The 26181-nt window shown below is 44.4% G+C and carries 20 protein-coding genes; 4 read left to right on the forward strand and 16 right to left on the reverse strand.

Features of this window, described 5'->3' with window-relative positions; translation table 11 throughout:
* Positions 1–56: 56 nt before the first annotated feature.
* Positions 57–2963 carry an amino acid permease gene (locus G601_RS25445; RefSeq protein WP_051206047.1) on the reverse strand — a complete coding sequence of 969 codons (2907 nt, stop codon included), beginning with the start codon at positions 2961–2963 and terminating at the stop codon, positions 57–59.
* 33 nt (positions 2964–2996) lie between these two features.
* Entirely contained in the window at positions 2997–3326 is a 330-nt protein-coding gene (locus G601_RS0118570) for an Hpt domain-containing protein (RefSeq protein WP_026666227.1), read from the reverse strand.
* A gap of 153 nt (positions 3327–3479) precedes the next feature.
* Between G601_RS0118570 and G601_RS0118575 the strand changes: the two genes are divergently transcribed.
* Positions 3480–4796, forward strand: a complete 1317-nt coding sequence (locus G601_RS0118575; protein ID WP_026666228.1) for a GGDEF domain-containing response regulator — start codon at positions 3480–3482, stop codon at positions 4794–4796.
* 192 nt (positions 4797–4988) lie between these two features.
* On the opposite strand, the gene G601_RS27025 is transcribed toward G601_RS0118575, so the two are convergent.
* The 6 genes from G601_RS27025 to G601_RS0118605 form a co-directional block, all read right to left on the reverse strand.
* Positions 4989–6488: a tyrosine-protein phosphatase gene (locus G601_RS27025; RefSeq protein WP_035791074.1), complete on the reverse strand. Its 1500-nt coding sequence runs from the start codon at positions 6486–6488 to the stop codon at positions 4989–4991.
* A gap of 313 nt (positions 6489–6801) precedes the next feature.
* Positions 6802–7980 carry a MerR family transcriptional regulator gene (locus tag G601_RS0118585; protein ID WP_026666229.1) on the reverse strand — a complete coding sequence of 393 codons (1179 nt, stop codon included), beginning with the start codon at positions 7978–7980 and terminating at the stop codon, positions 6802–6804.
* A gap of 150 nt (positions 7981–8130) precedes the next feature.
* Complete coding sequence (locus G601_RS0118590; protein WP_026666230.1) at positions 8131–8655, reverse strand: hypothetical protein; 525 nt, start codon at positions 8653–8655, stop codon at positions 8131–8133.
* Positions 8656–10433: 1778 nt separating this feature from the next.
* Positions 10434–11234 (reverse strand): ABC transporter permease, encoded by an 801-nt coding sequence (locus tag G601_RS0118595; protein ID WP_026666231.1) that lies wholly within the window; start codon positions 11232–11234, stop codon positions 10434–10436.
* A 4-nt stretch (positions 11235–11238) separates the two neighbouring features.
* Complete coding sequence (locus G601_RS0118600) at positions 11239–12027, reverse strand: ABC transporter permease (RefSeq protein ID WP_026666232.1); 789 nt, start codon at positions 12025–12027, stop codon at positions 11239–11241.
* A gap of 60 nt (positions 12028–12087) precedes the next feature.
* Complete coding sequence (locus G601_RS0118605) at positions 12088–13053, reverse strand: ABC transporter ATP-binding protein (RefSeq protein ID WP_026666233.1); 966 nt, start codon at positions 13051–13053, stop codon at positions 12088–12090.
* A 161-nt stretch (positions 13054–13214) separates the two neighbouring features.
* Here G601_RS0118605 and G601_RS0118610 point away from each other — a divergent pair, with 161 nt between their 5' ends.
* The 3 genes from G601_RS0118610 to mobA are packed head-to-tail and all read left to right on the forward strand — an operon-like array spanning position 13215 to position 14868.
* Positions 13215–13760: a hypothetical protein gene (locus G601_RS0118610; protein ID WP_026666234.1), complete on the forward strand. Its 546-nt coding sequence runs from the start codon at positions 13215–13217 to the stop codon at positions 13758–13760.
* Entirely contained in the window at positions 13757–14224 is a 468-nt protein-coding gene (locus tag G601_RS0118615; protein WP_026666235.1) for a hypothetical protein, read from the forward strand. The genes G601_RS0118610 and G601_RS0118615 overlap by 4 nt, the downstream gene beginning before the upstream one ends.
* Complete coding sequence (gene mobA, locus G601_RS0118620) at positions 14221–14868, forward strand: molybdenum cofactor guanylyltransferase (RefSeq protein ID WP_026666236.1); 648 nt, start codon at positions 14221–14223, stop codon at positions 14866–14868. Before G601_RS0118615 ends, mobA begins: the two co-directional genes overlap by 4 nt.
* A 53-nt stretch (positions 14869–14921) precedes the next feature.
* Here mobA and fdhF read toward each other — a convergent pair whose 3' ends face one another.
* The 8 genes from fdhF to G601_RS0118660 all read right to left on the reverse strand — a co-directional run bounded on the left by fdhF (position 14922) and on the right by G601_RS0118660 (position 26181).
* Entirely contained in the window at positions 14922–17621 is a 2700-nt protein-coding gene (gene fdhF / locus G601_RS0118625) for a formate dehydrogenase subunit alpha (protein ID WP_026666237.1), read from the reverse strand.
* Complete coding sequence (locus G601_RS0118630) at positions 17618–19450, reverse strand: NAD(P)-binding protein (RefSeq protein ID WP_026666238.1); 1833 nt, start codon at positions 19448–19450, stop codon at positions 17618–17620. Before G601_RS0118630 ends, fdhF begins: the two co-directional genes overlap by 4 nt.
* 125 nt (positions 19451–19575) lie before the next feature.
* On the reverse strand, positions 19576–20580 hold the full coding sequence (locus G601_RS0118635) for a hypothetical protein (protein WP_026666239.1): 1005 nt from the start codon (positions 20578–20580) through the stop codon (positions 19576–19578).
* A 147-nt stretch (positions 20581–20727) separates the two neighbouring features.
* Positions 20728–21555, reverse strand: coding sequence for an N-acetyltransferase (locus G601_RS0118640; RefSeq protein ID WP_026666240.1), 828 nt, complete (start codon positions 21553–21555; stop codon positions 20728–20730).
* A gap of 578 nt (positions 21556–22133) precedes the next feature.
* Complete coding sequence (locus G601_RS0118645) at positions 22134–22853, reverse strand: GyrI-like domain-containing protein (RefSeq protein WP_026666241.1); 720 nt, start codon at positions 22851–22853, stop codon at positions 22134–22136.
* Between the two features lie 86 nt (positions 22854–22939).
* Positions 22940–23437, reverse strand: a complete 498-nt coding sequence (locus tag G601_RS0118650; protein WP_026666242.1) for a cysteine hydrolase family protein — start codon at positions 23435–23437, stop codon at positions 22940–22942.
* Positions 23397–24356, reverse strand: coding sequence for a helix-turn-helix transcriptional regulator (locus G601_RS0118655; protein ID WP_026666243.1), 960 nt, complete (start codon positions 24354–24356; stop codon positions 23397–23399). The genes G601_RS0118650 and G601_RS0118655 overlap by 41 nt, the downstream gene beginning before the upstream one ends.
* Positions 24357–24468: 112 nt before the next feature.
* A complete protein-coding gene (locus tag G601_RS0118660; RefSeq protein ID WP_026666244.1) occupies positions 24469–26181 on the reverse strand; it encodes an MATE family efflux transporter in 1713 nt (570 codons plus the stop codon).

Genomic DNA, 26181 nt, shown 5'->3' on the forward strand with positions numbered 1-26181 from the left:
GATAGAAGCTCATCCTCATATTTTTGTAATAGTAGTTTTGTCTGGTTGGTTTTATGCTAGTTTATTAGTTTGACCAGGGTCTCTGTCATCTTGCTGATATCTATCGGTTTTGCTATATGTCCGTTCATTCCGGAGTCTGCTGCCTTTTTAATATCCTCTGAAAAGGCGTTAGCTGTCATCGCAACTATGGGTACCCCGGCCTTCTCCTTTTCCTCAAGCTTCCTGATGGTCTTTGCGGCTTCATAACCATCCATTACAGGCATCTGAATATCCATAAGCACAATGTCGTAATAGCCTGCAGCTGCAGCACTTACCTTATCCACTGCCTCCTGTCCGTTCTCTGCCATTTCAACTATCAGTCCCATCTTCTCAAGGAGCTTTGCTGCAATCATTCTGTTGACCTGAATATCATCCACAAGAAGCACTCTCTTGCCGCTAAAGTCTACATCGCTAACGGTTGTTTCCTGTTCTTCATCCTTAGCCTTCCTGATATCCTCCTCGGTCTGAAGACCCAGAGTCAGATTTACGATAAACTCAGTTCCATGCTCCTTTTTTGATCTTACCTCGATGGTGCCACCCATGACATCCACGAGACTTTTTACAATGCTCATTCCAAGTCCGGTGCCCTGGATATCCTTAACCGTCTCATCATTTTCTCTTTCAAAGGCGTCAAACACCTTGGTCGTAAACTCCTCTGACATACCGATTCCGCTGTCCTTAACCTGAATCTCATAGACAGCCTTCATATGCTCATAAGCCTTTTTCTGTTTAACGATTACGGCCACTTTACCGTTCTTTGGCGTAAATTTGTAGGCATTACTAAGTAGGTTTAGAAGCACTCTGTTTAACCTGTTTTTATCGCAGTAAACATGCTCGTTCTCTATACCCTTCGTATCTACCGTATAGGTTATTCCCTTTTCAGCCATCTGCGTAGCAAACAGATCCTTTACATCATCGAAGGTTTTCCTTAGATTAACGGGCACATTTTCAAGCTCTATCCTGCCGCTCTCGATTCTGCTCATCTCAAGGACGTCATTGATAAGGGCCATCAGATGATTGCTGGAGGCCTCGATTTTCTTAAGGTATTCCTTCAGCTCCTCATGGGTGACATTTTCCTCCTTGGCGAGGTTGATGTATCCTATTATGGCATTCATGGGAGTTCTGATGTCGTGGGATACGTTTGATAAAAATACCGTCTTGGCGATACTCCTTTCGGTGGCCTTTAGCTTTTCCTTCTGAGCCTCCTTCTCCCTAACAGTTATTATGCTGTAAATCCTGAACATGATAAGAAGTGAGATGATGTTCAGAGTTATCTGAATCATACTGTTTCTGTTGATATCATTATCTGCCTTCACAAGCTTTTCGTTGATAAATTTGCTTGTTTTCTCGGGATCCTCTAATTCCGTTTCATCGCTTAGCTGCTCATAGTGGGCACTTATGCTGCTTACCACCTCCTTGGTGATATCATCGGTTGCGTTATTCACCCATACAAGAGATGCGAAAAACGTCATGCACAAAAAGGTGATCCATGCGATGGTGGAATGTCCGAATCTCTTTTTCTTGTCGTGCTCAAACACAAACATGAAATACACGAAGCCGATGATACTCCAGCTTGCAAGGATGAAGTAGCTCTCCGTTGACATGGCTCCCGCAGACCACACCATGAAGTACATAAAAAACAGCACCGATGCGATAAGTCCGAGAATGCCTGTGGCCATTATTTTTTTATTGTTATCAGTCTTGGCGTTGACTGTTGCTGCTGCCGATGTATATCCGTAGGCTATGATCGCGCCGATGGTGGTGACATCGACTATCCATCCTATGGCTGTCCTTCCAAGGAGCGGGATAAACACTGAAATTGCAGTCACAGCTGCAATGGCATTTTGCGGAACATTTTCGTCATTCAGCTTTCTAAACCAGCCGGGCAGAATGCCGTCATCCGCCATGATGTAGAGGAGTCTGCTGGCAGCGATGAAGTTACCGATAAGTCCTGTCATGACGCCTGCGAATGCGGCGCAGCCAAGAATTATAAGGCCGGTACTACCCATGGAATCCTGCGCAAGATGAAAGGTCGGAAGTCCAAGAATGCCCCCGATATTCGGAAGGTCAGCTATGTACTCTACCCATCCGGAGTAATTCTCATGAACACCTGCGGAGGCTATCTGTGCGAGGAGCACGTAAGAAACCACCGATGTTATGAGTGCTGCCACCATGATAGGCAGGCTCTTTTCAGATGAAAACTTAAAGCCCGATGCTGAATTCGATATGGATTCAAATCCGACGTATGCCCAGGGAGATAACGCGATTATTGAGATAACCTGACTTATCGGATTTCCTTTGTTCGGTGAGAAGTAAGGCTTTGCAACGAAGATTATTCCATGATTGTGAGAGGAAACATTTACGGCGCAGACTATGATTCCCAGAATCAGGACAAAGCACAAAATTGCCTGAAGATTGACAGATATCCTTTTTCCCTTCATGCAAAGTCCTGATGCCAGGCATATGGCAGCCACTGAGATCAGCACCTCTCCCAGATATACGTCGTATCCAAGGATCTGGTAATGGAAGCCAAACTGGAAGGTTCCATCAAAGAGGTACTTGCTGATAAGGCCCAGCGCAGAGGCGTTGGCCCATATGATTGCAACATAAACAAGGATAAGAAACCAGGCGCTCATGAAGCCGTGGTCATATCCGAAGGTTTTTACAGCATAAGTCAGGGTTCCACCTGAATCCGGGAATTTGTTTATAAGATAGTGGTAGTTAACGCCGATGATCAGCATTATGACAGCGCCGATGATAAGGCCCAGCGTGGTTCCAAGGGGTCCGGCCAGAGGCAGAAACGTTGTGCCGGGCATAACAAATGCGCCCCATCCAACGGCACATCCGAATGACAGAGCCCACACATGCAAAGGCGAAAGATATCGCTCCAGTTTGCTTCTTCCATGTCTATCATCAGTATTCACGGCGTTACTCTCCGTTCAACATCGATACAAATCTTAACTGCGGAATGCGTTTCTTTGAGAAATAAGTTTTTCGTATAGCGGCTTGTAGTCCATCTGCTCTCTTGCCCTGAGGTGCTCCGTGATCTCACATATAGTCTCATATAACGGCGTCAGCGCAAGATTACCTATTACACCCTTTAAGGCATGCACATGCTCAAAGGAATTATCAAGGTCTCCGGCCTCAAGGGTTTGGCCTAAAGTCTCGAACCTTTCATCAGAGAGGCCGAGCTCTATCATCTCCATGTAGAAATCCTCCATGCCCATGCATCTTTCAAGACCTTCATCCACATTCGCCCCTAACTCTCTCAAACCATCAATGTTCATAGCGCAAGCTCCTTTTCATGAATCACCGGCCAATTATATTAATTATACACAATAATCTTTTCCAAAACGTAAATTAAGTAAAAATATATACTTTTTAAAGAATATGTTTATTATTTTTTGCTAGGATTTATTTGTGGGAGAACATAGAAAAATATGGCAAAACACAAGATTCTGATCGTTGATGATGAAAAAATATCCCTCAGGATGACGGATCATATTTTATCAAGTGAGTACGATACCATCTGTGCCACAAACGGCAGGGATGCCATTTGGATGTATAAAACCGAGAAACCTGATCTGGTGCTCTCGGATCTTAGGATGCCCGAAATTGACGGCTTCACGTTGCAGAAGACTCTTCAGGATGAGCTTGGGAAGCAGATTCCCTTCATGTTCATGACCGCAGATAAAAATGATGAAACCGAGAGTAAGGGCTTTTCCATAGGTGCCCTCGATTTTATCAGAAAGCCCTTCAGAGCGGACGTTCTCTTAAAGAGAGTCTCGAATATTCTAAAGACCGTCGAGCAGATTCAGGGTCTTAAAAAGGCTGCCGTCACCGATCCGATGACAGGTCTTCTAAACAAGACCTCCTCCCAGGAGGAGATTGACGCCCTGGCTAAAGTAGGCTCCGGTGCCCTTCTGATGGTAGATCTTGACAGCTTCAAGCCCGTAAACGACATCTATGGCCATGCCATGGGTGATAATGTTCTTATCCGCTTTGCAGAGATTCTGCGCACTGCAATCCGCTCCACTGACCTTGCAGGTCGTATGGGCGGCGATGAATTTATCCTGTTCTGCAAGAATATCCTCGATGAGGAGGTTATCGCCGAGAAGGCTGCCTACATCAATGAGCAGATAGTTTTATCCGCAAAGGAGCTCATGGGTCCCGATATGACAATTCCCCTTGGAGCTTCCATTGGCTGCGCCTTTGCTCCTGATGAAGGTAAGGATTTCCTCACACTTTTCAAAAAGGCTGATAAAGCTTTATATGATGTTAAGCAAAATGGAAAGCACGGCTATAAGATTTTCCATGAAAATAAAAATGTATCTGACAGTCAGCCGGGTGAGGCAACCGCTCTTAAGGCTGCCATGATGCTTATGGCTGAAAGAAGCCCCGGAAACGGCGCCTTTTCACTAAACACTGACAACTTCAAGACTGTATATCAGTTCCTTGCGAGGGTTGTCAACAACTACCACAAGCACATCCATGTGATGATCTATACGATCACCCCAAATGGACAGGGCGTGGATATGGAAGCTGCCATGAGCGAGTTCATGTCCATCGTACAGATGTCCCTTAGGCAGAGTGATGTCATAACAAGGCACGGCAATAATCAGGTTATGGTGCTTCTCCTGGAGACGCTGCCCTCCGAGATTGAGATCGTGACGGAAAGAATCGAGATGAACTGGGAAGCCAAGGATTTCAGTGATGTGTGTAAGATTTCGCTGGAGATGGATGAGCTGAAGGGATAATAATAAGGGAAAATATTAAGGGAGCTGGCTTTTGAGTGTCAGCTCCCTTCTCTGTTGTCAGATTCAATTATTATTTGAGTTCCCGGCCTGCATAAATTATTTGAGTTTTAGCTCCTGGCCTACATATATTATTTGAGTTTGAGCTCCTGGCCTGCATATATTATTTGAGTTTGAGCTCCTGGCCTGCATATATTATTTGAGTTTGAGCTCCTGGCCTACATAGATCAGGCTGGGATCCTTGATGATATCTTTGTTAAGCTTGTAAATCTCGGTCCATTTATTGGCGTCACCAAGCTGCTCTTTTGCAATCTTTATGAGGTAATCACCGGGCTGAACAATGTATGTTGCAGCGGGAGATTCATCTGCTTTTTCAGTTTCTTCAGTTGCTTCTTCTTTTGCCTCAGTTTCGTCAGTCTTCTCTGATGCTTCAGATTCATCTGCTTTTTCAGTTTCTTCTGTAGCTTCAGTTACTTCTTCAGCTGCACTACTATCTTCTGTGCCAAGATTAGCTCTCAGGGCGTCCTTCTCCGCATCTGTAAGTCCGATAGCTGTGAAGAACTTATCAGCTTCTGCTGCGAGGTCTGCATTTTTCACATCAGTTATTCCAAATGCATTCTCAAGGTTTTTGGTAACGTTATTAACGATGAAGGTATATTTTTCATCACCTTTTTTAATACCATAATAGTTATAGTAGGTGGTTGCATAGTCCTCGACCACTTCGTCATAACTTGCTCCCATAAAACATTCAAGGAGAGCACATGCATATCCTGCGCGGTCTTTTCCTTCTGTGCAATGAATTTCATACACGCCGGGATTTTTAGCAAAAAACTTCAGACCCTGGGCAAGCTTATCCTTGAAATCCTGTGCTTTAAGATCAAGGCCCATATTAAGGAAAATAACCTTTTGTTTTGAGTAATAGGTATCATCATATCCTTCGAAGGATTTTGCAGTCGCTTCATCATCCGCCATGTTCATGATAACAGTTACGCCTGCTTTTTTTATGGCAGCATCCGCATAAGAATTTCTGTTATATCTTGTATTTATGGGAGATGCAGATCTGTAGAGCTTTCCTTCTCCCATTCCGGTCGTTGTGACAGCCCTGAAGTTTGCAAACTGCTCATCTGTCAGATCCGGATAATCAGATCTCTCTGTTGTATATGACATCTGGCGAAGCTGGTATTCATCATAATAGCCTTTAGGGGTATTCATAGAAATTGTGAAGGTAATCGGGAATTCCACACCATCAGCAGCTGTCCAGGTGACTGTTTTATCTTCGGCTGTTTCTTTTATTGCAAGTCCATAGGTAGTTGCAAAATCACCCATATTTATGGCTACCACTACATTTGTATCTTCTTCGCGGGCCAGAATCACCGGCACTCCTGAATCTACATCCGAGAAATTGCTGCAGAACGGCAATTCCATAGTCTGATCCAGGAAGGATACATTAACGACATCACCATATTCGTACCCTGCATCCAGTATTTCTTTGCATTCCATAGACAGAACGACATTTCCATACTTCTGGATTTTGTCTAATTCAGCGGTGGCTGACAGTTCTGCGACCTCAGAGGTATCAGCCTTTGCTGTTTCTGTCTTCTCTGTTTCTTCAGCAAGGGTAGTAATTTTTGTGGGTACAAAAAGAGTTGTGGCAATCAAAAATGCCATAAAGAATGATAAATATTTTTTATTCATTTTTGCCTCCTTTTTGTAAGATGCTCTATAAAAATATTCTATGTTAAGTGGACTGCCATAGATATTAAAAAAAGATGAAATTTTGTTTAACAATCGTATCCTTGCAGATGTACAGAAATCATGTCACAAGAAAGAATGTCGCTTGCGACATTCTCGCGCAGAGCGCGGTTGCTGAAGGCAACATATTCCTATCGCGCGAGTGCGCATCCATAGCGGAGCGCTTTTTATGATATAGGAATTTCGGAGAAATTTCTATATCATAAAAAGGGTATCGCCTTGATGCATTTAAACATCTAAAGCGACACCCATTTTTTTATGCGGCGCAAATCGCTACGCCGGTAGATTTGTGAATATACATGTATCCTTCGTCGTCCATCTGCTCATGAATTTTTTCCATGAACTCTTCCCTGTCTCTGGTGACTGCTGCCTTGCACTCCTCCGAGAAGGAAGATATGTAGTTGAATATCATCTCATCATCCGGAACCATCAGGTCGTTTTTATGTTCCTCGACATCCAGAACCCGGAAGTAATTCTGCAATTCGTTTTTACAATTATCCAGGAAGAAATCGAAATTCAGGAAGGGGAATTTCATTCCCGGGTAATTGTCCGTCACAAGATTATGAATTTCCTGCATGTGCTTTTCTCCAAGCAGAGTACAGGTGAATCTTCCGTTCTTCGCAAGAAGACTCTTTATCTGTTTATACAGCTTGATTCTGCTCTCCTTCTCTAAGTAGAACAGCACATGGTTAACCATGATAAGGTCGAAGCCCGCTGTGGGATATGAAAAGTCCGTGGCATCTCTTTTATCAATCACGAAGCTAAAGTTCTTCTCCGGATATTTTGCAAGAATCTCAGCCACCGTCTCCCTTGCACTGGCCAGCATACCGTCTGAATAATCCACCATGTGAATCTCAAGATTATCAGGCAGCAGTCCTGCCAAACGCTTCCACAGAAGTCCGTTACCGCAGCCTATGTCCAGAATCTTCATTCCCTCAGAGATGTTCTCCTTTTCCAGAAGCCAATGAAACCACTCAACCTCAGCAGTGCTGTACTCGTGGATTGAGATTCTCTTGTTCAGGTTATCATCATTTTTGTACTGAGTTATGACTTCCTCCCTGTCTCTTGTCAGCTCGATGACGTGTCGCAGGTTCGGCCAGAATTCCTCTTCCGCGGAATCCTTGGTTTTTCTTATGGCAGCAATCAGTCTTGTGATGTGCTCTCTTTTATCAAGGAGAAGTTCTTCCTGTTCCTTTAAGGATTTCTGCAGATCCGAACTGTCATTTTGCATCATGTTCGCGATCTGCTCCAATGAGAAATCCATGTACTTCAGCATAAGTATTTTCTGCAAGCGTACCACGCTGTCCTCGTCGAAGAGCCTGTACCCCGACTCCGAATATTCGCATGGATGCAGTAATTTCTTCTCATCATAAAATCTCACAGTGCGTGCAGAAACCCCAAGCTTCTTGGCCAATTCCCCAGCGGTATACCTCATATGTAGTGCCTCCTCTTATCTTGTTTTTTCTGAGTTTAAGCCTTTACGCTACGTTAAGGTCAATACGTTTTTGGAAAGTTTTGTTATTTCTTTTGTTTGGTTTTGTTGCAAGCTATTGGCTAGTGTTGTTTGTTATTGATTTTTCCGAAGTTAGTTCACATAGTCGTTTATATTGAAGGTTTCATCAGTGCGTTCCTCTTCTTCAGTTATTCCCGGAACGAACTCTGTAACATAAGTCTCACCTGTAGCTCTGTCAATGTAGTAGCGAACCTGTGCTGCTGTATATGATCTGTACAGAACCACTACCTGGTTGTCATCACTTGAATCTATAACCCAATAGATAGTGTAATCATCGGACTCTGTCATTCCTTCAAGATCAGGATTGCTTACGATGCAGTAGTTTCTGACTGCTTCAAGCGCCTGGTCGTCAGTGAGCCGGGAGGATGTGGTAGCTTCTGTTGTGGTAGCTTCTGTGGATGAGTTGTCTTCTGTTGTACTAGATTCTGTTGTTGAGTTATCTTCTGAAGCTTCTGTCTCATCTATCTTTGTAGCCTCGAAGTAAGCTGTCGGTCCATCTGCACCTTCAGTCACCTCTATGTTATCCTTCTTTGCTGAGCAGCCTGCTAAGCTGATTCCCATAGTTAATAAAATTGTTGCGATAAGTACTTTTTTCATTTATGCTCCTCTTTCTTGTGTAGTACCTTTTGGATACGACACCTTTTTATTTGCTTTTAACGTTAATAATTCATCTGCTTGGAAATATACCGCATATTTCCTTAATATAGTATCCCATTTCTTCAAAATGTGGATAGCAAATTAAAGAAAGATGCTTCCTACCATCTATCAGCCTTAGTTTTGGGTATATTCCGCGCTCGGTTCAGTCAATATTCCAGATTTATCCTCCACCGGCGTAACACTTTACGATTAACTGACACCTTTTTGGAGGTCCGTTACGCCAAGATAATCTTGTTTAAATAAATTGGTTGAATTTTCTGAAGCTCATGGAGTGATATGAATTGTGAGAATGTCCCTTGTGCTTGCTTTTCTCAGTCTATAGCTTACCAGTAATGATAACTGGTCTACCGCAAACGTTATTACGTCAACTTTTAAAACGTAGTGGTAGACCAGAATATTAAAATCAAAGCAAGTTGGTTGAACGCCTCCCAAAACCTTCAGACAAAATTACGTCTATATATCCAAGAAAAGCCAACTGGTTGGCCCCCAAAGAAAGAAGTAAACCAACATCATCAAAATAGGGTAAGTTGGTTGCACCCTCTCCGCTATTCACAAGCGATTCTCAAAAAGAATAACAAAGAAATGAGTCAGCATTCCATAATTGTCCTCCATCGGCGTAACGCTTTACGATTAACTGACACCTTTTTGGAGCCCCGTTACGCCAAGATAATCTTGTTGAAATAAATTGGTTGAATTTTCTGAAGCTCATGAAGTGATATGAATTGTAAGAAAGTCCCTTGTGCTTGCTTTTCTCAGTCTATAGCTTACCAGTAATGATAACTGGTCTACCACAAACGTTATTACGTCAACTTTTGAAACGTAGTGGTAGACCAGAATATTAAAATCAAAGCAAGTTGGTTGAACCCTCTCCGCTATTCACAAGCGATTCTCAAAAAGAATAACAAAGAAATGAGTCAGCATTCCATAATTATCCTCCACCGGCGTAACGCTTTACGATTAACTGACTGCTTTTTGGAGGTCCGTTACGCCAAGATAATCTTGTTGAAATAAATTGGTTGAATTTTCTGCGGCTCATGGAGTGATATGAATTGTGAGAATGTCCCTTGTGCTTGCTTTTCTCAGTCTATAGCTTACCAATAATGATAACTGGTCTACCACAAACGTTATTACGTCAACTTTTGAAACGTAGTGGTAGACCAGAATATTAAAATCAAAGCAAGTTGGTTGAACCCTCTCCGCTATTCACAAGCGATTCTCAAAAAGAATAACAAAGAAATGAGTCAGCATTCCATAATTGTCCTCCACCGGCGTAACGCTTTACGATTAACTGACTGCTTTTTGGAGGTCCATTACGCCAAGATAATCTTGTTTAAATAAATTGGTTGAATTTTCTGAAGCTCATGGAGTGATATGAATTGTGAGAATATCCCTTGTGCTTGCTTTTCTCAGTCTATAGCTTGCCAATAATGATAACTGGTCTACCGCAAACGTTATTACGTCAACTTTTAAAACGTAGTGGTAGACCAGAATATTAAAATCAAAGCAAGTTGGTTGAACGCCTCCCCAAACCCCCAAACAAAATTACGTCTATATATCCAAGAAGAGCCCACTGGTTGAACAGTTCCCCAAACCCTCCAAACAAAATTACGTCTATATATCCAAGTAAAGCCCACCGGTTGAACAGTTTCCCAAACCTCCAAACAAAATTACGTTTATATATCCAAGAAGAGCCAACTGGTTGACCCCCAACCGCCTCATCAACTCCCCGTAGATCTATAATGTCTCAGCGCCAGATGGAACACCCCTGTCATGACCGCGAACACAACAGCTCCGGAGAGAGGCATCACAAATGCAGTCCACATGGGCCAGCCGTAGAGCGGCTTATCAAGAATCCATGATGCAGGAACGTGAAGGGTCAACGCGAAGGGCGCGATAACCGTAAACAGTGCACGAAGCGGAACAGGGTAAATGTCAATCGGGTACTGGCAGGCGCTTCGGCCGCCATAGGTGATAGCGTTTACAAGCTCAACGGACTTCACGCTGAAGATGCTGAAAATCGCCTCAATCATGAACAGCCCCAGAATCAGAAGCATGCTCATGGCGATGGATTCCACAAGCACTAGCACCTTCAGAAGATTCCAGGATATTCCTGAAAGTCTGCTGCCCATGATGAGTGCTGCGGTTCCAACAGCGATACAGGTTATTCTTCTGGGATCAGTTCCGGCGCACAGAACCTGAGTCAGCACGCCGCGGGGTCTTACAAGAAAAGTATCAAGACGTCCGGTTCTCACCATTGAAGGGAAATCCCCGGTGATACCGCGTCCAAAGAATTCTGTAAGATAAAATGAAACCGACATCATTCCAAAGAAGAAGTAAAGGTTACTTCCTGACCAGCCCTTAAGACTCTCAAATCTGTCCACGATAAGGATGACCACCATCATCTCGCCGCCCTCCATCACAAGCTGCGCAAGAGCCTGCATGATAAAGGAGCTTGTGTACTGCAGATGGCTTTTCAGAAGCATTCCTATTGATTTTATATAAAGTCGAAAAATGTCCATTAAATCAGCCCCCTTGCACAATCATTCTCTTCCTGTTCGCATTCCACATAGAAACACCAAGCGCAATAAGTACAACAACCCAGAAGCCCTGAATCCCATAGATTCTCAGCGCCTCTATTGGACGGTACTCTCCTGTATAGAGTCTTATGGGCGCATCAAGAAGCTGCGCATAAGGAAAAAGCGTAATGACCTTCTGCCAGCTCTCCGGGAAAAGATTGAGTGGCAATACATTTCCTGAAAGAGTCAGCATCAAAAGATTAAGAAGTCCCTGCATTCCTCTGGGGTCAAGAGTTTTCATGGTGAACGCAACCGTGATGTTTTCAAGGGCACACACGCACAATAGTCCCAGACCAAGCGCCGGGATAAACACAAGAAATCCCAGGAGCGATGCCGGAAGCTCAATCCTCCATCCCTTAGGAAGAAGCGCTGCCATTGCCAGCATCGGCACCGCGCGCATCAGGCTTCCCATAAGCTTCTGCGCCATGATTCTCGCATAGTAGAAGCCATACATATTCACCGGGCGGCACAGATCGTAGGCGATATCGCCTGACCTTATCTTATCCACCAGCTCATTATCTGAAGCCAGCATCATTCGGAAAAATGCCTGCTGGAGCCATACGTAGGTTGCAATATTTTCAATCGGAATTGACTGGGGCTTGCCCTCATAGAGCGCTCTGTAAAGAGCAATCAGTATCAGTCCGAAAAACATCTGACATAAAATTCCGCCAATCATAGCCCCGCGATATTGAAGCTCCATGCGAAGGCGCATTTTAAATACTGTAAAGTAAGACATAATAAACCTCGAATTAAAACTGTGTCTACTGTAGCTGTCAAAAGTGTTACTAGAACATTCTTACAAATCCAGTTCCTTATACATCGCAGCGATCATGTGATCAGTGTTTTCAGGCTGCAGGGTAAGCTCGCTGATATTACCTGCGCTTTGAAGAATTGATAAAAGCTCTGAGGTTGGAATTTCAGAAGGATTATAGCTAATCTCAATTCCATCCTCTGCCTGCGCAATAGTAGCACCATTTGGAAGCTTTATATCAGATACTACTCCGTCATATTTGATATGAACATTTCGAACGGTATCATAGCGCTCGAGAAGGTCATTCAATTTTCCATCAAAAAGCTTCTGACCGTGTCCAAGCACCATTACCCTTGAGCACAGCGCTTCAATATCCTCCATGTCATGGGTTGTGAGCATGATCGTGGTGCCATACTCTTTGTTCTCCCATTTTAAAAACTCGCGGAGAGAAAGCTTGCTGACAGCGTCAAGGCCGATGGTGGGCTCATCAAGGAAAAGGAGCTCCGGTCTGTGAAGAAGTGATTCGCAAAGCTCTGCACGCATTCTCTGTCCAAGACTTAGGAGTCTTAAGGGAGTTTTCATGAATTCCTCAAGCTGCAGTGCCTCAGTCAGCTCCTTCAATCTCGCCTCGTAATCCCTCTGGGGAATCCTGTAGATGTCCTTTAATAAACTATAGCTGTCGATGATCGGCACGTCCCACCAGAGCTGGCTTCGCTGTCCAAACACAACACCGATGTTTTTAACATGAGCCTTTCGCTCCTCCCAGGGCACAATCCCTCCAACATTCGCGCTTCCACCATCAGGTGTAAGGATCCCGGAGAGAATCTTAACCGTTGTGGATTTTCCTGCACCGTTGGGGCCTATATAGCCCACCAGTTCTCCCTTATCAACTGAAAACGAAACGCCCTTAAGAGCCTTAACTGTTTCCTTCTCTCTGAAAAGCTTTCCCTTTTCTCTCTTCTTTTTAACCACGAAATTTTTCTTTAGATCGTTTACTTCAATGTAACTCATAGATGTTTTCCTCAAGTCAGATAACTAGAATTTTCATTTGACGACGATTCGATAGTGAGTTTATTATTCTACACTATTTCGTTTGGTAAAACAACATGTTTTTGTGCTATACTTCCCATAAACAGACTTTTTTAAGTTGAGATTTTATGAGGGTGGAATCTATGAAAAATGCAAAACTGAGGGTCTATATCTTCATGGCCCTGTGCTGTGATCTTGGCCTGTTTGCAAAAAGGCTCATATCGCCTGCTGCCAATATAATCACAGAATTTCTGCACATTCCCGGTGGTATCGCCACCAGTTTTTCCATAATGTTCCTAATTATCGCCGCAGCTGTGATCCCCCTGGCTGGCTGTGCTACTCTTATGGCAATCGTGCAGAGTGTCCTGGCGCTATGCTTTGGAATGACCGGAAGCATGGGATTGCTGTCCCCAATCGGTTATATTCTGCCCGGGCTTACCATTGATATGGTGCTTTTTATCACACGAAAAGTTTCAAAGGACATGTCCCTCGGAATCATGCTTTCATCTATCGCAGCATCAATAACCGCCTGCCTGACCGCCAATTTCATAGTGTTCAGACTGACAGGAATTGTGCTTCTGCTCTACATCTGCGTGTCAGCCACAAGCGGATCTGTATCCGGACTTCTTGCCGTTGAACTGGTGAAACGACTTAAGCCAATAATACTTTCTGAAAAGGAGATATCATGAAAAAAAGAAATCTGCTCATCGTTGTTGCACTGCTTCTAATCACTGCAGTTATCACGGTCATCTATCTGCCGAAGCGGACCGCAGCCCAGGCCGGAACTCTGATCATCACCTATGATGGCAAGAACATTTCAGTTGATCCTTTTAATGCACCCGCAGTTGACGTTCAGGGCACAACCTTAAACGGAAAGGGCGAAGAAAAACAGATATCCGAAACCGGTGTGACTGTCCTTAGCGTCCTTGGTCTTGCAGATATCTCCGCTGAAGATTTCACCACAGCAAAAGTCGTTGCATCAGATGAGTACTCAGCAGAAATTTCAGCAACCGAGATTTCTACGGATGGAGTCGCATACCTTGTAAGTGCTGCAGATGATAATGGAGCAACTAAAATCAAGCTGATTGTTTTTGGTGACAGCAATTCCAAACGTCAGATTAAAGATGTTGTGAGGATAGAATTAGCGAAATGAAATTTAGCGGAATAGTATTGGCGGGCGGCAAGAGCAGCCGCATGAAAACTGATAAGGCAGGGCTTCTTCTGAACGGGAAAACTCTGCTGGAAATTCAGGTGGAGAAACTTACCACGCTGGGGTGTGATGATGTTATCGTGTCGGGGAAGGTGTTACCTGCAGATAACATTCTTATATCTTCTGATTCGCAGCAACCTGTTGATGCAGATCAGACAGCAACCATCCATACGGTCTCTGATATCATCCCTGATCTCGGTCCCATGGGTGGCTTATATTCATGCTTTCCAAAGTGCAAACATAGCTGCGCAATCGTCATGAGTGTTGACGTTCCACTTCTCTCTAAAGAGACTTTGCAGCAGCTCCTTAATGCTCATTTTGATAAGAATCCCGACGCCACAATTCTGTCCTATAGCGGTCGCCCGGAACCACTTATCGGCGTGTATAATACCGCGCACTCCGCTCTCTGCAAAGAGCTGATTGACAATAAAAAGCTGGCAATCAGAGCCCTTTTAGAAAGACTTGATTGCCAGTACTATGATTTTCATGGTGATCCTAATGAACTGCAAAACTGCAACTCTCCGGAAGATTATGCACAAATAAAGCATGTACTATCTCTGGATGCCAACATACAAATAACCGGTTAGAAAATTTCATCTCTTCTCATATCTGAACTATCTGTATATAGAAGCAGAAAACTTCATCTCTTCTCCAGCTTAACCGCGCACACCTTGTACTCAGGAATCCTTGCGTACTCATCAAGTGCCGCGTTGGTTATCATATTTACAGGAGAATCTGGGAAGTGGAAAGGCATCCAGGTCTCGCCCTGAGACACTTTTCGTCCGACTCTCGCCTTAGCTTCAATCGTTCCTCTTCTGCTGCTGACAGCGACCATATCTCCACTCTTAACTCCAAGCCTGTCAGCGTCCTTGTAATTGAGCTCGATGTAGCCCTCTCCCTCAATGTCCATAAGACCCTTTGACCTTGAAGTCATGCTGAAAGCATTGTAGTGATAGAGGATTCGTCCTGTCGTAAGAATGAAGGGATACTCCTCGTCTGGCAGCTCCTTGGCCTCCTTGAACTCAGCGGGATACAGCAGAGCTTTTCCGCGGGCAGGATGTCCCACATGCATGATGGGCGTTCCGTGATGATCCTTTTCAGGGCACGGCCACTGAAGGCTCTCTCCTGCATCGAGGCACTCGTAGCTTACTCCGTGATAGCTTGGTGTGAGCTCTGCGATCTCATCCATGATCTGCTTGGGTGTGAGGTAGGGCTGCTTGTAGCCCATGGCATTCATGAGGTCGATTATGATATCAGTATCTGACCTCATCTCACCATCAAGAGTGATGGCTTTTCTTATTCGCTGAATTCTTCTTTCAGTATTTGTGAAGGTTCCTTCCTTCTCTGCAAAGCTCTTAGCCGGCAGAATCACATCTGCATACCTTGCCGTCTTTGTCATGAAAAGATCCTGCACAACGATAAACTCCATGCTCTCAAGAGCTTTTATAATATGCGTGGTGTCGGGATCAGATACCATAGGATCCTCACCGCAAATGTAGAGTCCTTTAATTTTCCCACCAATTGCAGCAGGGAAAACCTCCGTCGCACGAAGTCCCGGATTAGGGTTAAGACTTACGCCCCAGGCCTTTTCAAATTTCTGACGGACCTGTTCGTTATCGACCTTCTGATATCCGGGATAATCTGTAGACATGGCGCCCATATCACAGGCTCCCTGTACATTGTTCTGACCACGAAGAGGGTTAACGCCGCAGCCCTCACGTCCGATTTTCCCGCAAAGAACTGCCATGTTAGACATGCTCATTACGCCCTCGGTTCCTGTAGAATGCTCAGTTACTCCAAGGCAGTAGATGATGGGCGCCTTCTTTGCAGTGGCATACATTCTTGCAGCCTCGATAAGCATATCCTCATCGATGTGACAGATCTCAGCAACCTTTTCAGGTGTGTAATCCATGACAAGTTTTTTAAGTTCCTCGAAGCCCTCCACATTTTTATCTATGTAATCATGATCTATGAGGTCCTCATTTATCATGACGTTCATCATTCCGTTGGCAAAGGCGACGTTGGTTCCGGGTCGAAGCTTAATATGAATATCAGCCTGCTTAGAGAGCCCAATCTCTCTTGGATCGACAACGATGAGCTTCGTTCCGCGCTTCACCGCCTGTCTTATCTGCATGCCCACAACAGGGTGCGCCTCCTCAGGGTTAGAGCCCACCAGCATGATAACATCAACGTCGTGTGTAATGTCATGGATGGGGTTCGTCATGGCACCAGAACCAAGAGTCTTGGCAAGTCCCGTAACCGATGCGGAATGGCACACGCGGGCGCAGTTATCAGTGGTGTTAGTACCGAAGCAGCACCTCACCATTTTCTGAACCATGTATACATCTTCGTTTGATGATCTGGAGCAGGCAAAACCGGCAAGGCTATCACTTCCGTACTTTTCCTTTATCTCCATGAAGCGCTTTGCGGTGTAGGAAATGGCTTCATCCCAGCTCACCTCCCTGAATTCACCGGTGCTTCTGTCCTTTATAAGAGGCTTCTTTAAGCGGTCTTCTGCCTGAACAAAATCGAAGCTGGCATTTCTTCCCTTTACGCAAAGTCTCTTATGGTTAGCGAGGCCGTCTGCTGACTCCACATTTACAATCTTATTATCCTTAACCACAAGGTAGAATTGGCATCCTGTCGCGCAGTGAGGGCAGGTGGTCAGTACCTTCTTTACTTCCCACTCCCTGTATTCTTTTTCTCTTTTCAAGATCAAAGCGCCCGTAGGGCATACAGAAGCGCAGTTGCCGCAGCTCTCGCAGGAGGTGGACTTATAATCCTCTCCGAAGGGAGCCTCAACAATGTGGTAGTTACCAAGTCTTCCGCTCCTGATGGTTCCGTTACATGCTATCCTGTGGCAGATGCTGATGCATCTCTGGCAGTGAATACACTTGCTGGGATCGTAGCTTATGTAAGGATTTGCATCCAGATAGGGAAGCTTTTTCTCTATATTAACGCGGCTGCCCTCTTGGTCAGCACGCTCTACTCCGTATTCGTTGCACAGCTTTTGGAGCTCGCATTTTCCGTTGGAAGCGCAGCTCATACAATCGAGATTGTGGTTGGACAGAAGGAGCTTTAACATTCTCTTTCTATAGTCCGTGAGCTTGGGCGATTCCGTGGTGATGACCATTCCATCCCTTACTCTTGTGTTGCAGGCAGCAAGAAGTCTCTCGTAGCCCTCTACTTCAACCACGCACATGCGACATGACCCTATGCCGTTTATTCCTTTGAGGTAACACAGGGTAGGGATATGAAAACCATTTTCTCCTGCAGCCTCTAAAATTGTTCGTCCTTTTTCAACCTGGCAGGTCTTTCCATTGATAGTAATTTTCATCATTCTCCCCTGCCTCCTTCCATAGCGCCGCAGCCGTAGTGATCGCATCTAAGGCATCTTCCCGATTCTCGTTTTGCCTCCTCGTAGGTCATCGGAAGCTCCACATGATCGAAGCTCTCACGCCTCTCAAAGGGATCCTTTTCCTCAATCTCCGCGCGCCCTGTTGGTATACATGGATTAGGCAAAGCAGGCGGAATGCTGGCTTCAAGCCTCACCGTGTGGTGATATCCAAGATATTCATCTATGTTGAAGGCTGCCACCTGTCCTGCTGCAATCGCGTTTATTGCAGTGGAAGGCCCGGTTACGCAGTCTCCACCTGAAAATATTCCGGGAGTATTTTTTATCATGCACATTTCATCGGCCTGTATCCTGCCTCTCTCCACAGGAATACCTGCCTTCTCAAAGCACTCCACGTCGCTTCTCTGACCGACTCCCAGGATCAGATAGTCGCACAAAAAGCGATAGGGGTAGTTACTTGAATGCTCGGTTTTCACCAATCCCAATTCGTCATACTCTGCTACTATCTCAGGCTGCAGCCACACTGCCTTCACCTGATTGCTCTCTTTATCTGCTTCAATATTCAAAAAGCTAAGAAGGGTCCTGAAACGTACACCCTCCTGCATAGCTGATTCAATCTCACTCTGAAGTGCTGTGTAGTCATCCCTTTTTCTTGTGAAAACATGTATGCTCTCAGCGTTAAGACGGGCTGCGGTTCTGGCTGCATCCATGGCGACATTGCCACCGCCGATAAGGACAACCTTTTTTCCTGTAAGATCTATCTTCTCTCCTCTAGCCACCTTCTGCAAAAAGTCAGCCGCCGGAATTACGTTCTCAGAATCCGCTCCGTCCACAGGCATTCTGTTTCCAATCTGTGCTCCGATGCCTATGTATAAAGCGTCGTGATTGTTTTTCAGTTCTTCATAGGAAATATCCTTTCCGATTCTTGTGTTTGTGTAAACCTTGATATTGCCTGCGTTTATGATCGCGTTTATATCCTGATCAAGCCTCTCCTTGGGGAGCCTGTACTCAGGAATTCCGTATCTTAGCATTCCGCCAAGCTTTTCATGCTCCTCGTATATGTGGACCTCATGCCCCATGAGCGACAAAAAATAAGCCGCAGTCAGTCCCGAAGGTCCGCCACCTACAACACCGATCTTTTTACCCGTGGAAGGGCCTGGTGTGGGTGTGGGAACTGTATCTGCAGCCACGCTGTCTACCGCATATTTTTTTAGTCCTCTGATGTTGATGGGATCGTCGATGAGAGACCTGCGACATTTCCTCTCACAGGGATGTTCACAGATCATTGCGCAGGCTGTGGGAAGGGGATTCTTGTCGCGTATCACCTTGATAGCGCCCTCGTAATCCTCTTCCTTAACCATGGCAATATAACCCGGCACATCCACGTGAGCAGGGCACAAAGTCACACAGGGAATAGTCTGACTTGTGTTTTCAATACATCTTCTTCTCTCAATATGACTCCTGTACTCATCTTCAAACTCGGAAAGTGATTCAAGGATCATATTGGCGCCGACAACACCTACCGCGCAGTCGGCTGTTTCTGCGATCATTCGGCACTTATCCTCTATCTCATCCAAAGTCGCGAATGTCGCATCTCCGTTTATTATCTGGTTTAAAAGATCGTATACTTCAACAAGGCCATCCCTGCAGGGCACACATTTTCCGCAGGACTGATTCATGGAGATCTGAAGTATCGACCTGTAAAGAGTAAGCGGGCACATGCCCGGGGGATAGGATGTCATCCTTCCCCTGACCTTTCGCAGAACTGTATCAATTCTGTCGTTCATGTTACCTTTTTTACTCAGTTTTCGCATAATGCCCCCTCAGACACTTTTTCATATTCTATTTAGTTCAAACGATTGTCACTTCACGCCTCAACTCCTTTGAATATACCACATGAAGATTACTGCTTTTATAAAATTAGGATAAAAATTCAGGATTACTCTGCGTCCTGCATGTAGGAAGGCTCATGCGTATACCACTCGTATTCCGTATCATCGGTTTCCTTCCCCACGTTTATATATTCATTGTCGTAGATGTTGGAATCCTTCCACATGGTGCACATTATAGCTGCATTCTCTATTTCGATAAAGCTGCAGTCATGCACTCTTATGTTGCTCTGATAAACATCGGGAATTACCGTGTGACTTCCAAAGCCTCTGTACAGATTTTTGAAGGTGCAATACGCAACCTCAACGTTATCACAGGGGCAGTCATCATAAACGGGATCCTTACTGTATGACATGGTCTCTCTGTTAGCTGCGTCTATCTGAAAAGCTTCCAGCGGCATGTTTTCGGGATCCTCTTTAATAGAATCCATAAAGGTGCATCCCGTAACATAAACATCTCTGCAGGCTGCAATTTCCACCATGTGTGTCGCAGCGCTGTTCTTTACGGTAAGGTTCTCAAGTGTAAGCCCTGTAACGTGAGCAAACCTGATTGGAACTCTGCTGTTACTGTTTAGATCTATCGTTCCGCCTACGATTTTTATGTTCTGATAATCATCATATCCGCCCACACCCTCTTCTGCGTACACTCCGTCTCTTTTATTGCTGGGCCTGGTCTTGGTCTGGATTATCACATCATCCTCATCACAAATGATGTTCACTCCGTTCAGCTCGAGAGTGACATTACTTCCAAGCCTGATGGACTTGGTATCCGGATTTATAAAGTATGTTCCCGGCGGCACAATAACTCTGAAGTACTGTGAAGGATCTTCTAAATATCTGACCCATGCGTCATCAAGCACAAGGTAAAGTGTCATGGCAAAATCTTTATCAAGGCCTTCTAAGCCGTTCAGATCATAGACGATCTCACCGGCATCATTATAATAGGCCAAAATCCCGCTGCTCCCCGCCTCAGCCTTCGCTTTCAGGGGATAGTAGGATATCGTGCCCGGAATAATCAATATCATGATGAGTAATGCTGATAAAAGTCTTTTCATAGTATCATTCCCGGTTCAACAACTAGCCAGATAATCAATTTAGGGTGATACAAATATTATATGAAAAAGACCTCTACCATAGTATTACGTAAGAATAAAGTAGCATTAAAAATGCATGAACTTTATGTACAAATCCGAAACTTCAGCTTACCCATTTATAAGCTTTAAAAACTTCTTGTCATTCATCTGCTCGTTGGTCACATATTCGCCATCGCAAAACAGCGCATAGGTGGTGATGGGCGTAGGTGCGCTCTGGGCTTTTTCTTTGCTGTCGATTTTTATTGCTTTGAATGGGATTTTGTTCTTTGCGGCGGTCTCCTCCAGAACCGGCACGTACTTGGCATTGAAGGGGCACTGATTTGTGTAAAAGAGAACGTAGCCGGGATCGTCGATGTGGGGGTGCTTGGCGGATTGATTGAAGGTTGGGGTTTCTGTTTTGTCCTTGCTGGTTGGGGTTTCTGTTCCGGTCTTTGAGGTTGTGGTTGCTTCTCCATCCTTTGGGGTTGTTGTTACTTCTCCGTCGGCGAAGGGCAGGTACCACAGCTGTATGCCGTTGTCTGCTTCGTCACAAACTTTGAAGCCTTTTGCTGCGAGGAATTTCGGATCTGAAAGGAAGGGCTTCTTCTTTGCTGCTGCTAATACGCAAAGTCCCTTCTTACCTTTCTCCTTACTGTCTCTTATGCACTCGTTAAGAAGCTCTGTTGAGTAGCCATGTCCCTTGAAGGAACCTGACACCCACAGACAATCAATGTACATATATCCAGGCGCGTTTATGGGATTCCATGCATTCTCAGCAGGTATGTATTCAATGAAGCATTTCCCGCGCTCTGCGCTCTTTAGAAAAACCAGGCCTTCATCGAACCTGTCTGCAAGCCAGGCTTTCTTGGATGATACCTGCACGTCTTTGTTATTTGAGATCGCGCAGCAGATGTGCTCTTTATCGAGATTGTCTTTGGTTAGTCGTATGTATTCCATCTTTATGCCTCCTTTTTATAGGGTTGGAGTGGGGTGGTTTGGTGCGGTTTTGGTTCAGTTTTGATATCTGGATAAGTTATTATTAGGTTATTAGGATAAGAATCTTAAAGTATAGATGTTAGGGCTTAAAAGTAAGTGTTGTTGGGGCTGATTTTGGTAGGTTTTAGTGTATTTTCTTTATATCCGGGAATATTACTTGATGAATGCTCTAAATGCTTGTTAGGTCGCGTAGTCCTGGGGTTTAATTCCAGGTGGTCTACGTGACCTTCTTTCTCTCTATAAAAATGGTCAAGTAGGATTGGTATTAATTTCCGAGGATACTACGGGATATATTTTCTGAATAAAAATAGTTCAAGTAGTGTCTTTGTTTTTGCCCTGAAATACTACGTGACATGTTTCCTGGAATAATAATAGTTCAAGTAGCGTCTGCTTTTCCGCCTAAGAAGACTACTTGATATTTTCCTATAATCCCAATAGGTCAAGTAGTACCACTTCATCCTCAATTAAAAGCTATGTTAAGCAATCCCAAAAAACATTTTTCGCATAGTCTCCCGCCAAAAAGGATGGGCACTAACGCCTCAAGCTTTCCTTATAGGATGTCGAATTACCGTTTTAAGTCTCTCCGGTGCTACCTTTCTTGCATCACTGAGGTATATTTCATGATGCAAACGCTTCTCATTGATGTCCAAAATATAACCCATCTCTTCCATGAACTGATGCATTGCCTCCACAGTGGCAGGCTCATCATCGTAGGAACCAATATGCATACACTGCACGCATAGACCCTCATCGTATGTAAGGAATTCCACCTTTGAAAAGTCCGTTTTCTTTTTGGTAGTCGCTTCAGCAATCGCCCAGTCGAAATCTTCTTTTGTAACAAAGTCAGGTAAGCGAATGACGGAGATCCAATTGAAATCATCTTTGCGAGTATAGTCTATTCCGCCAACAATCTTTCGATTGGCACTAGCATTGTTCTCACTTGCACCGCTAGTATTATTCTCGCCTGCTCCGCTATCATTACTCTTTTCAGGAGCAGAATCCTGCCACCAGAATCCTTCTAGCGGCGGCACAACATAATCAAAGTAGCCATCGATCTTGTGGTCTCCTTTTTTACTCATCTTAATTGTAAATGCGATGCCATAAAGCAGTCCTATTGCCTGCTTGTACTCGCCGCCCTCTACGTTGGGATCACCACTCCCTTTGACTGCGATGTAATTCATCTTCGGAACCGTCACTATCGAAGGCGTGCCCTTAGGCATGTAAAATTCCTTGTACTCTTTCTTGTAATCGAACGCCATAATCATCCCCTCTTCTCTTTGGTTTCACAAAACAAATTTCAACGAAATGTTATGCTTCAGGTAAGTCCTTTTTCTCATAGGGCTTATTACCTTACCTCCATATACTCATCAAGCTCTTTTACCTCGCACCCCTTGCTTGCATAGTACGCGTACATCTCGTCCAGCTTCTTAAGGTCATAGCTTGTGACACAATCAGATATCACATGAACTGTGTATCCCGATTTGGTCATGTTGTAGCAGGTCGATTTCACGCAGCCTGTAGCATCTGCGCCTGCAACATAGAATTCCGAAATTCCATTATCATTGATGAATCCCGCGAACGATTCTGATGTCAGCGCATTAGATTTTGTCTTGGTAAAAACGTTATCCGATACAGCCTTCATTTCAGGGACAAGCTCTTCGCCTTTTGTATTGGGCTTGAAGGTTCTGGTTCCTGGCGACAGGTTGTTATGCTTGATGTAAACAACGTGCATATCCTCTGCCGTTGCCCAGTCGATTGCCCTGTTGATACCGTCAACGATTTTCCTGTAATTCTTGGTTATGTCATTTTGAATGTCGATTACGACCAGTGCCTTGTTTTCCATGTTTTCTCTCCACCTTTTCATATTTTCGTGCAATGTCACTGGTGATCTCGTAAAGTTTCTCCCTGACAGACTCAGGCTCAAGTACTGTGACCTTATCCCTGCACGAAAGTATCCATGCAATCAATCCCTCATCATCCGGATACTCATGCTCGAAAAGCAGTGTCCCATCCGGTTGTTCCGTAAAGGAATTAACTCCATACTCTTCCACAAGCTGCCATTTCATGGATGGGTCGAAAACAGCTTTTACTCTGCCCTTTGCAGGAAAAATCTCATCATTCGAAATGGAAGGTGCAGGGATCTCGCTTCTTTTCTCAAAGTCATTTCCAAGGACAATTCCGTCCATTCGGTTAAGCTTGAAAAGCCTGAAATCCTTCCTCAGCAGGCAGTATCCATACACGTACCAGCTGGCCCATTTGAAGATAAGGTAATACGGCTCAATCTCTCTTTTAGTGTCGCCCTTCGGCGAGTAGTAGGAAAACTCCATTCTTTTACCAAGTTCTATAGCATCCTGGATTAGTGCAATCTTCGGTGCCAGGGTATCCCTATACCATGAGGACAGGTCGATAAGGATGGAATCCCTTCCGCTTATAAACTCTGACGAACCGGCCTGGATTTTTTCCATGAGCTGACCATAATATCCGCTGCCGCTGACACTATCGAGACTTCGGAGCCCCGCAAGGATCATCTGCATATCCCGGGATGTCAAAAGCGTTCTATCCATCCGATAGCCATCCATGATGCTGATTCCGCCGCCCACGCCCTGCGCAGTCTGGATAGGTATCCCCGCCTGGCACAGTGTTTCAATATCCCTGTTGATTGTGCGCCTCGATACCTCGAAGTGCTCAGCCAGCTCCGGTGCAGTTGTCATCTCCTTTTGCAAAAGGATTGAAAGTATACCAATCAGTCTGTCTATCTTCATTCGATCACCTTCTGGATTGAGAGTAACACGGTAAACATGTCATCTATATGTCATGTTTCTATTTTACACTGATTTACACGGATTTGGATTTTTCCTCCTTATTAATGGACCGCTAACCCCGTCCCCATGGTCCATATGCTCTAATGCATGTGGTATTCATCCCCATGATGTACTCGTATTTAATCTCTGAAGTGATCTTATTAAGAAGCAGGACGTTAGCCTTTTCCTCTTCATTTGCCATATTCATAGGATCAAAAGGTTCACCAAGGCTTCTGAAAAGTATCCGGCTCTCGTTATCATGAATCTGCAACATCACATCAATATAATCGAGCTTTTTCGTATGATTAACGCTGTATATGTACATCTCCTCTACCAGAAGCGCTGTTCTTTCAGTAATCGTTTTATTCTGAACCTTAGCTTTATAATAATCTGATATTTCTTGTGAGGGTAAAACTGTTTTTGCGCTATTAACAGGTAAAGTCATATACATTTTCTCGTAGCCCGCTGAATCATTTTGGACATGACTTTTCCCCCATGAAAAAAGATATATGGCAACCAATATGCAGCAGATGCAGGAGGTTAACGGAAAGGCCATCCATACTCCATCGAGACCAATCTGACCGCCAAGTATTGTGCCAAGGATAATTACGCCAACAGAGCCCTCGGCTAAAGTAACCACCATTGCATGGTATGGCCTGCCGGTTGTATTAAGGTAATCTCTTGCAATTATCGCCATTCCCTTGAAAAGCACTATAAACGAATATATTCGTAGTGCATGAATCGCTAATTCTCTTCCGTCCTGAATACTATATAAATCCACAAATATGCCAGGGAACAATTGGATCACCGCCAAAAGAACCACTCCCCACAGCACTAATATAATGCTGGAATTTTTCATAACATATCGCACTGACTGTTTATCTTCTGCACTGTTTAGCATACTCACAAAGTTTCTCACATTTTCAGATACGCCATTGATCAAAATTGCACATACAGCCAGTAGCTGCAAGCAGATAGAAAAAGCCTTCATTGCTTCCGTTCCACCCATTTGGGTAACAAGACGGTTAAAATACCAATAGTATGTAAGGAGGCCCAGTTGAGATAACCCGGATGGCAATCCTCTGATGAATATGTCTTTTATTGCAGCAACATTAAAATATTTGATAGATGAAAAAACGAAATGATCCTTTTTTAACGCGAATATCATAGCTATAAGCGCAACCACATAGCCGCTTATGGTAGCCCACTGAGCTCCCGCAATGCCCATTTTAAAGAATTTTATATAGACTACATCCAGTAACACATTAACAATATTTGCAGTCAAAACGATTCTGAAGGTAAGCCCGGGATATCCCATCGCAGGCAAAAAGGAAGCAAAGGTCATCATTATTATAGATACGGGAATAAGTATCAGTGTTGGAATCATATATGTCTGAAAATCTCCCATAAGCTCCTGGCTGCATCCCAGTGCCATGTCAAGTTCTCCAATAAAGAATAATCCGGGAATGGTTACAATAAAGCTCATAATCGTTGCCAAAATCATAGCTGTACTATAGATACCTGCAGCCTTCTCGCGTTCCATTTTTCCCATAAGTGTGGCATATATTACTGCGCCTCCACATCCAATAAGCTTTACAGTAAATGGCGTATACTGGACCATCGGGCCGGCATAGTTTTCTATGGCAACAGCATTAGAATCAATGAGCTTTGCAACAATTATGGTATCAACAAATTGCTGAATAGCCCCGCCAAGTCCAACAAGAATCGCCGGAAAAAGATATTTTATGTAATTTCTGACTATGATCTTATCTGTACGTGCAAACAT

This window comes from Butyrivibrio sp. FC2001 (assembly GCF_000424125.1).
Taxonomy (GTDB): domain Bacteria; phylum Bacillota; class Clostridia; order Lachnospirales; family Lachnospiraceae; genus Butyrivibrio.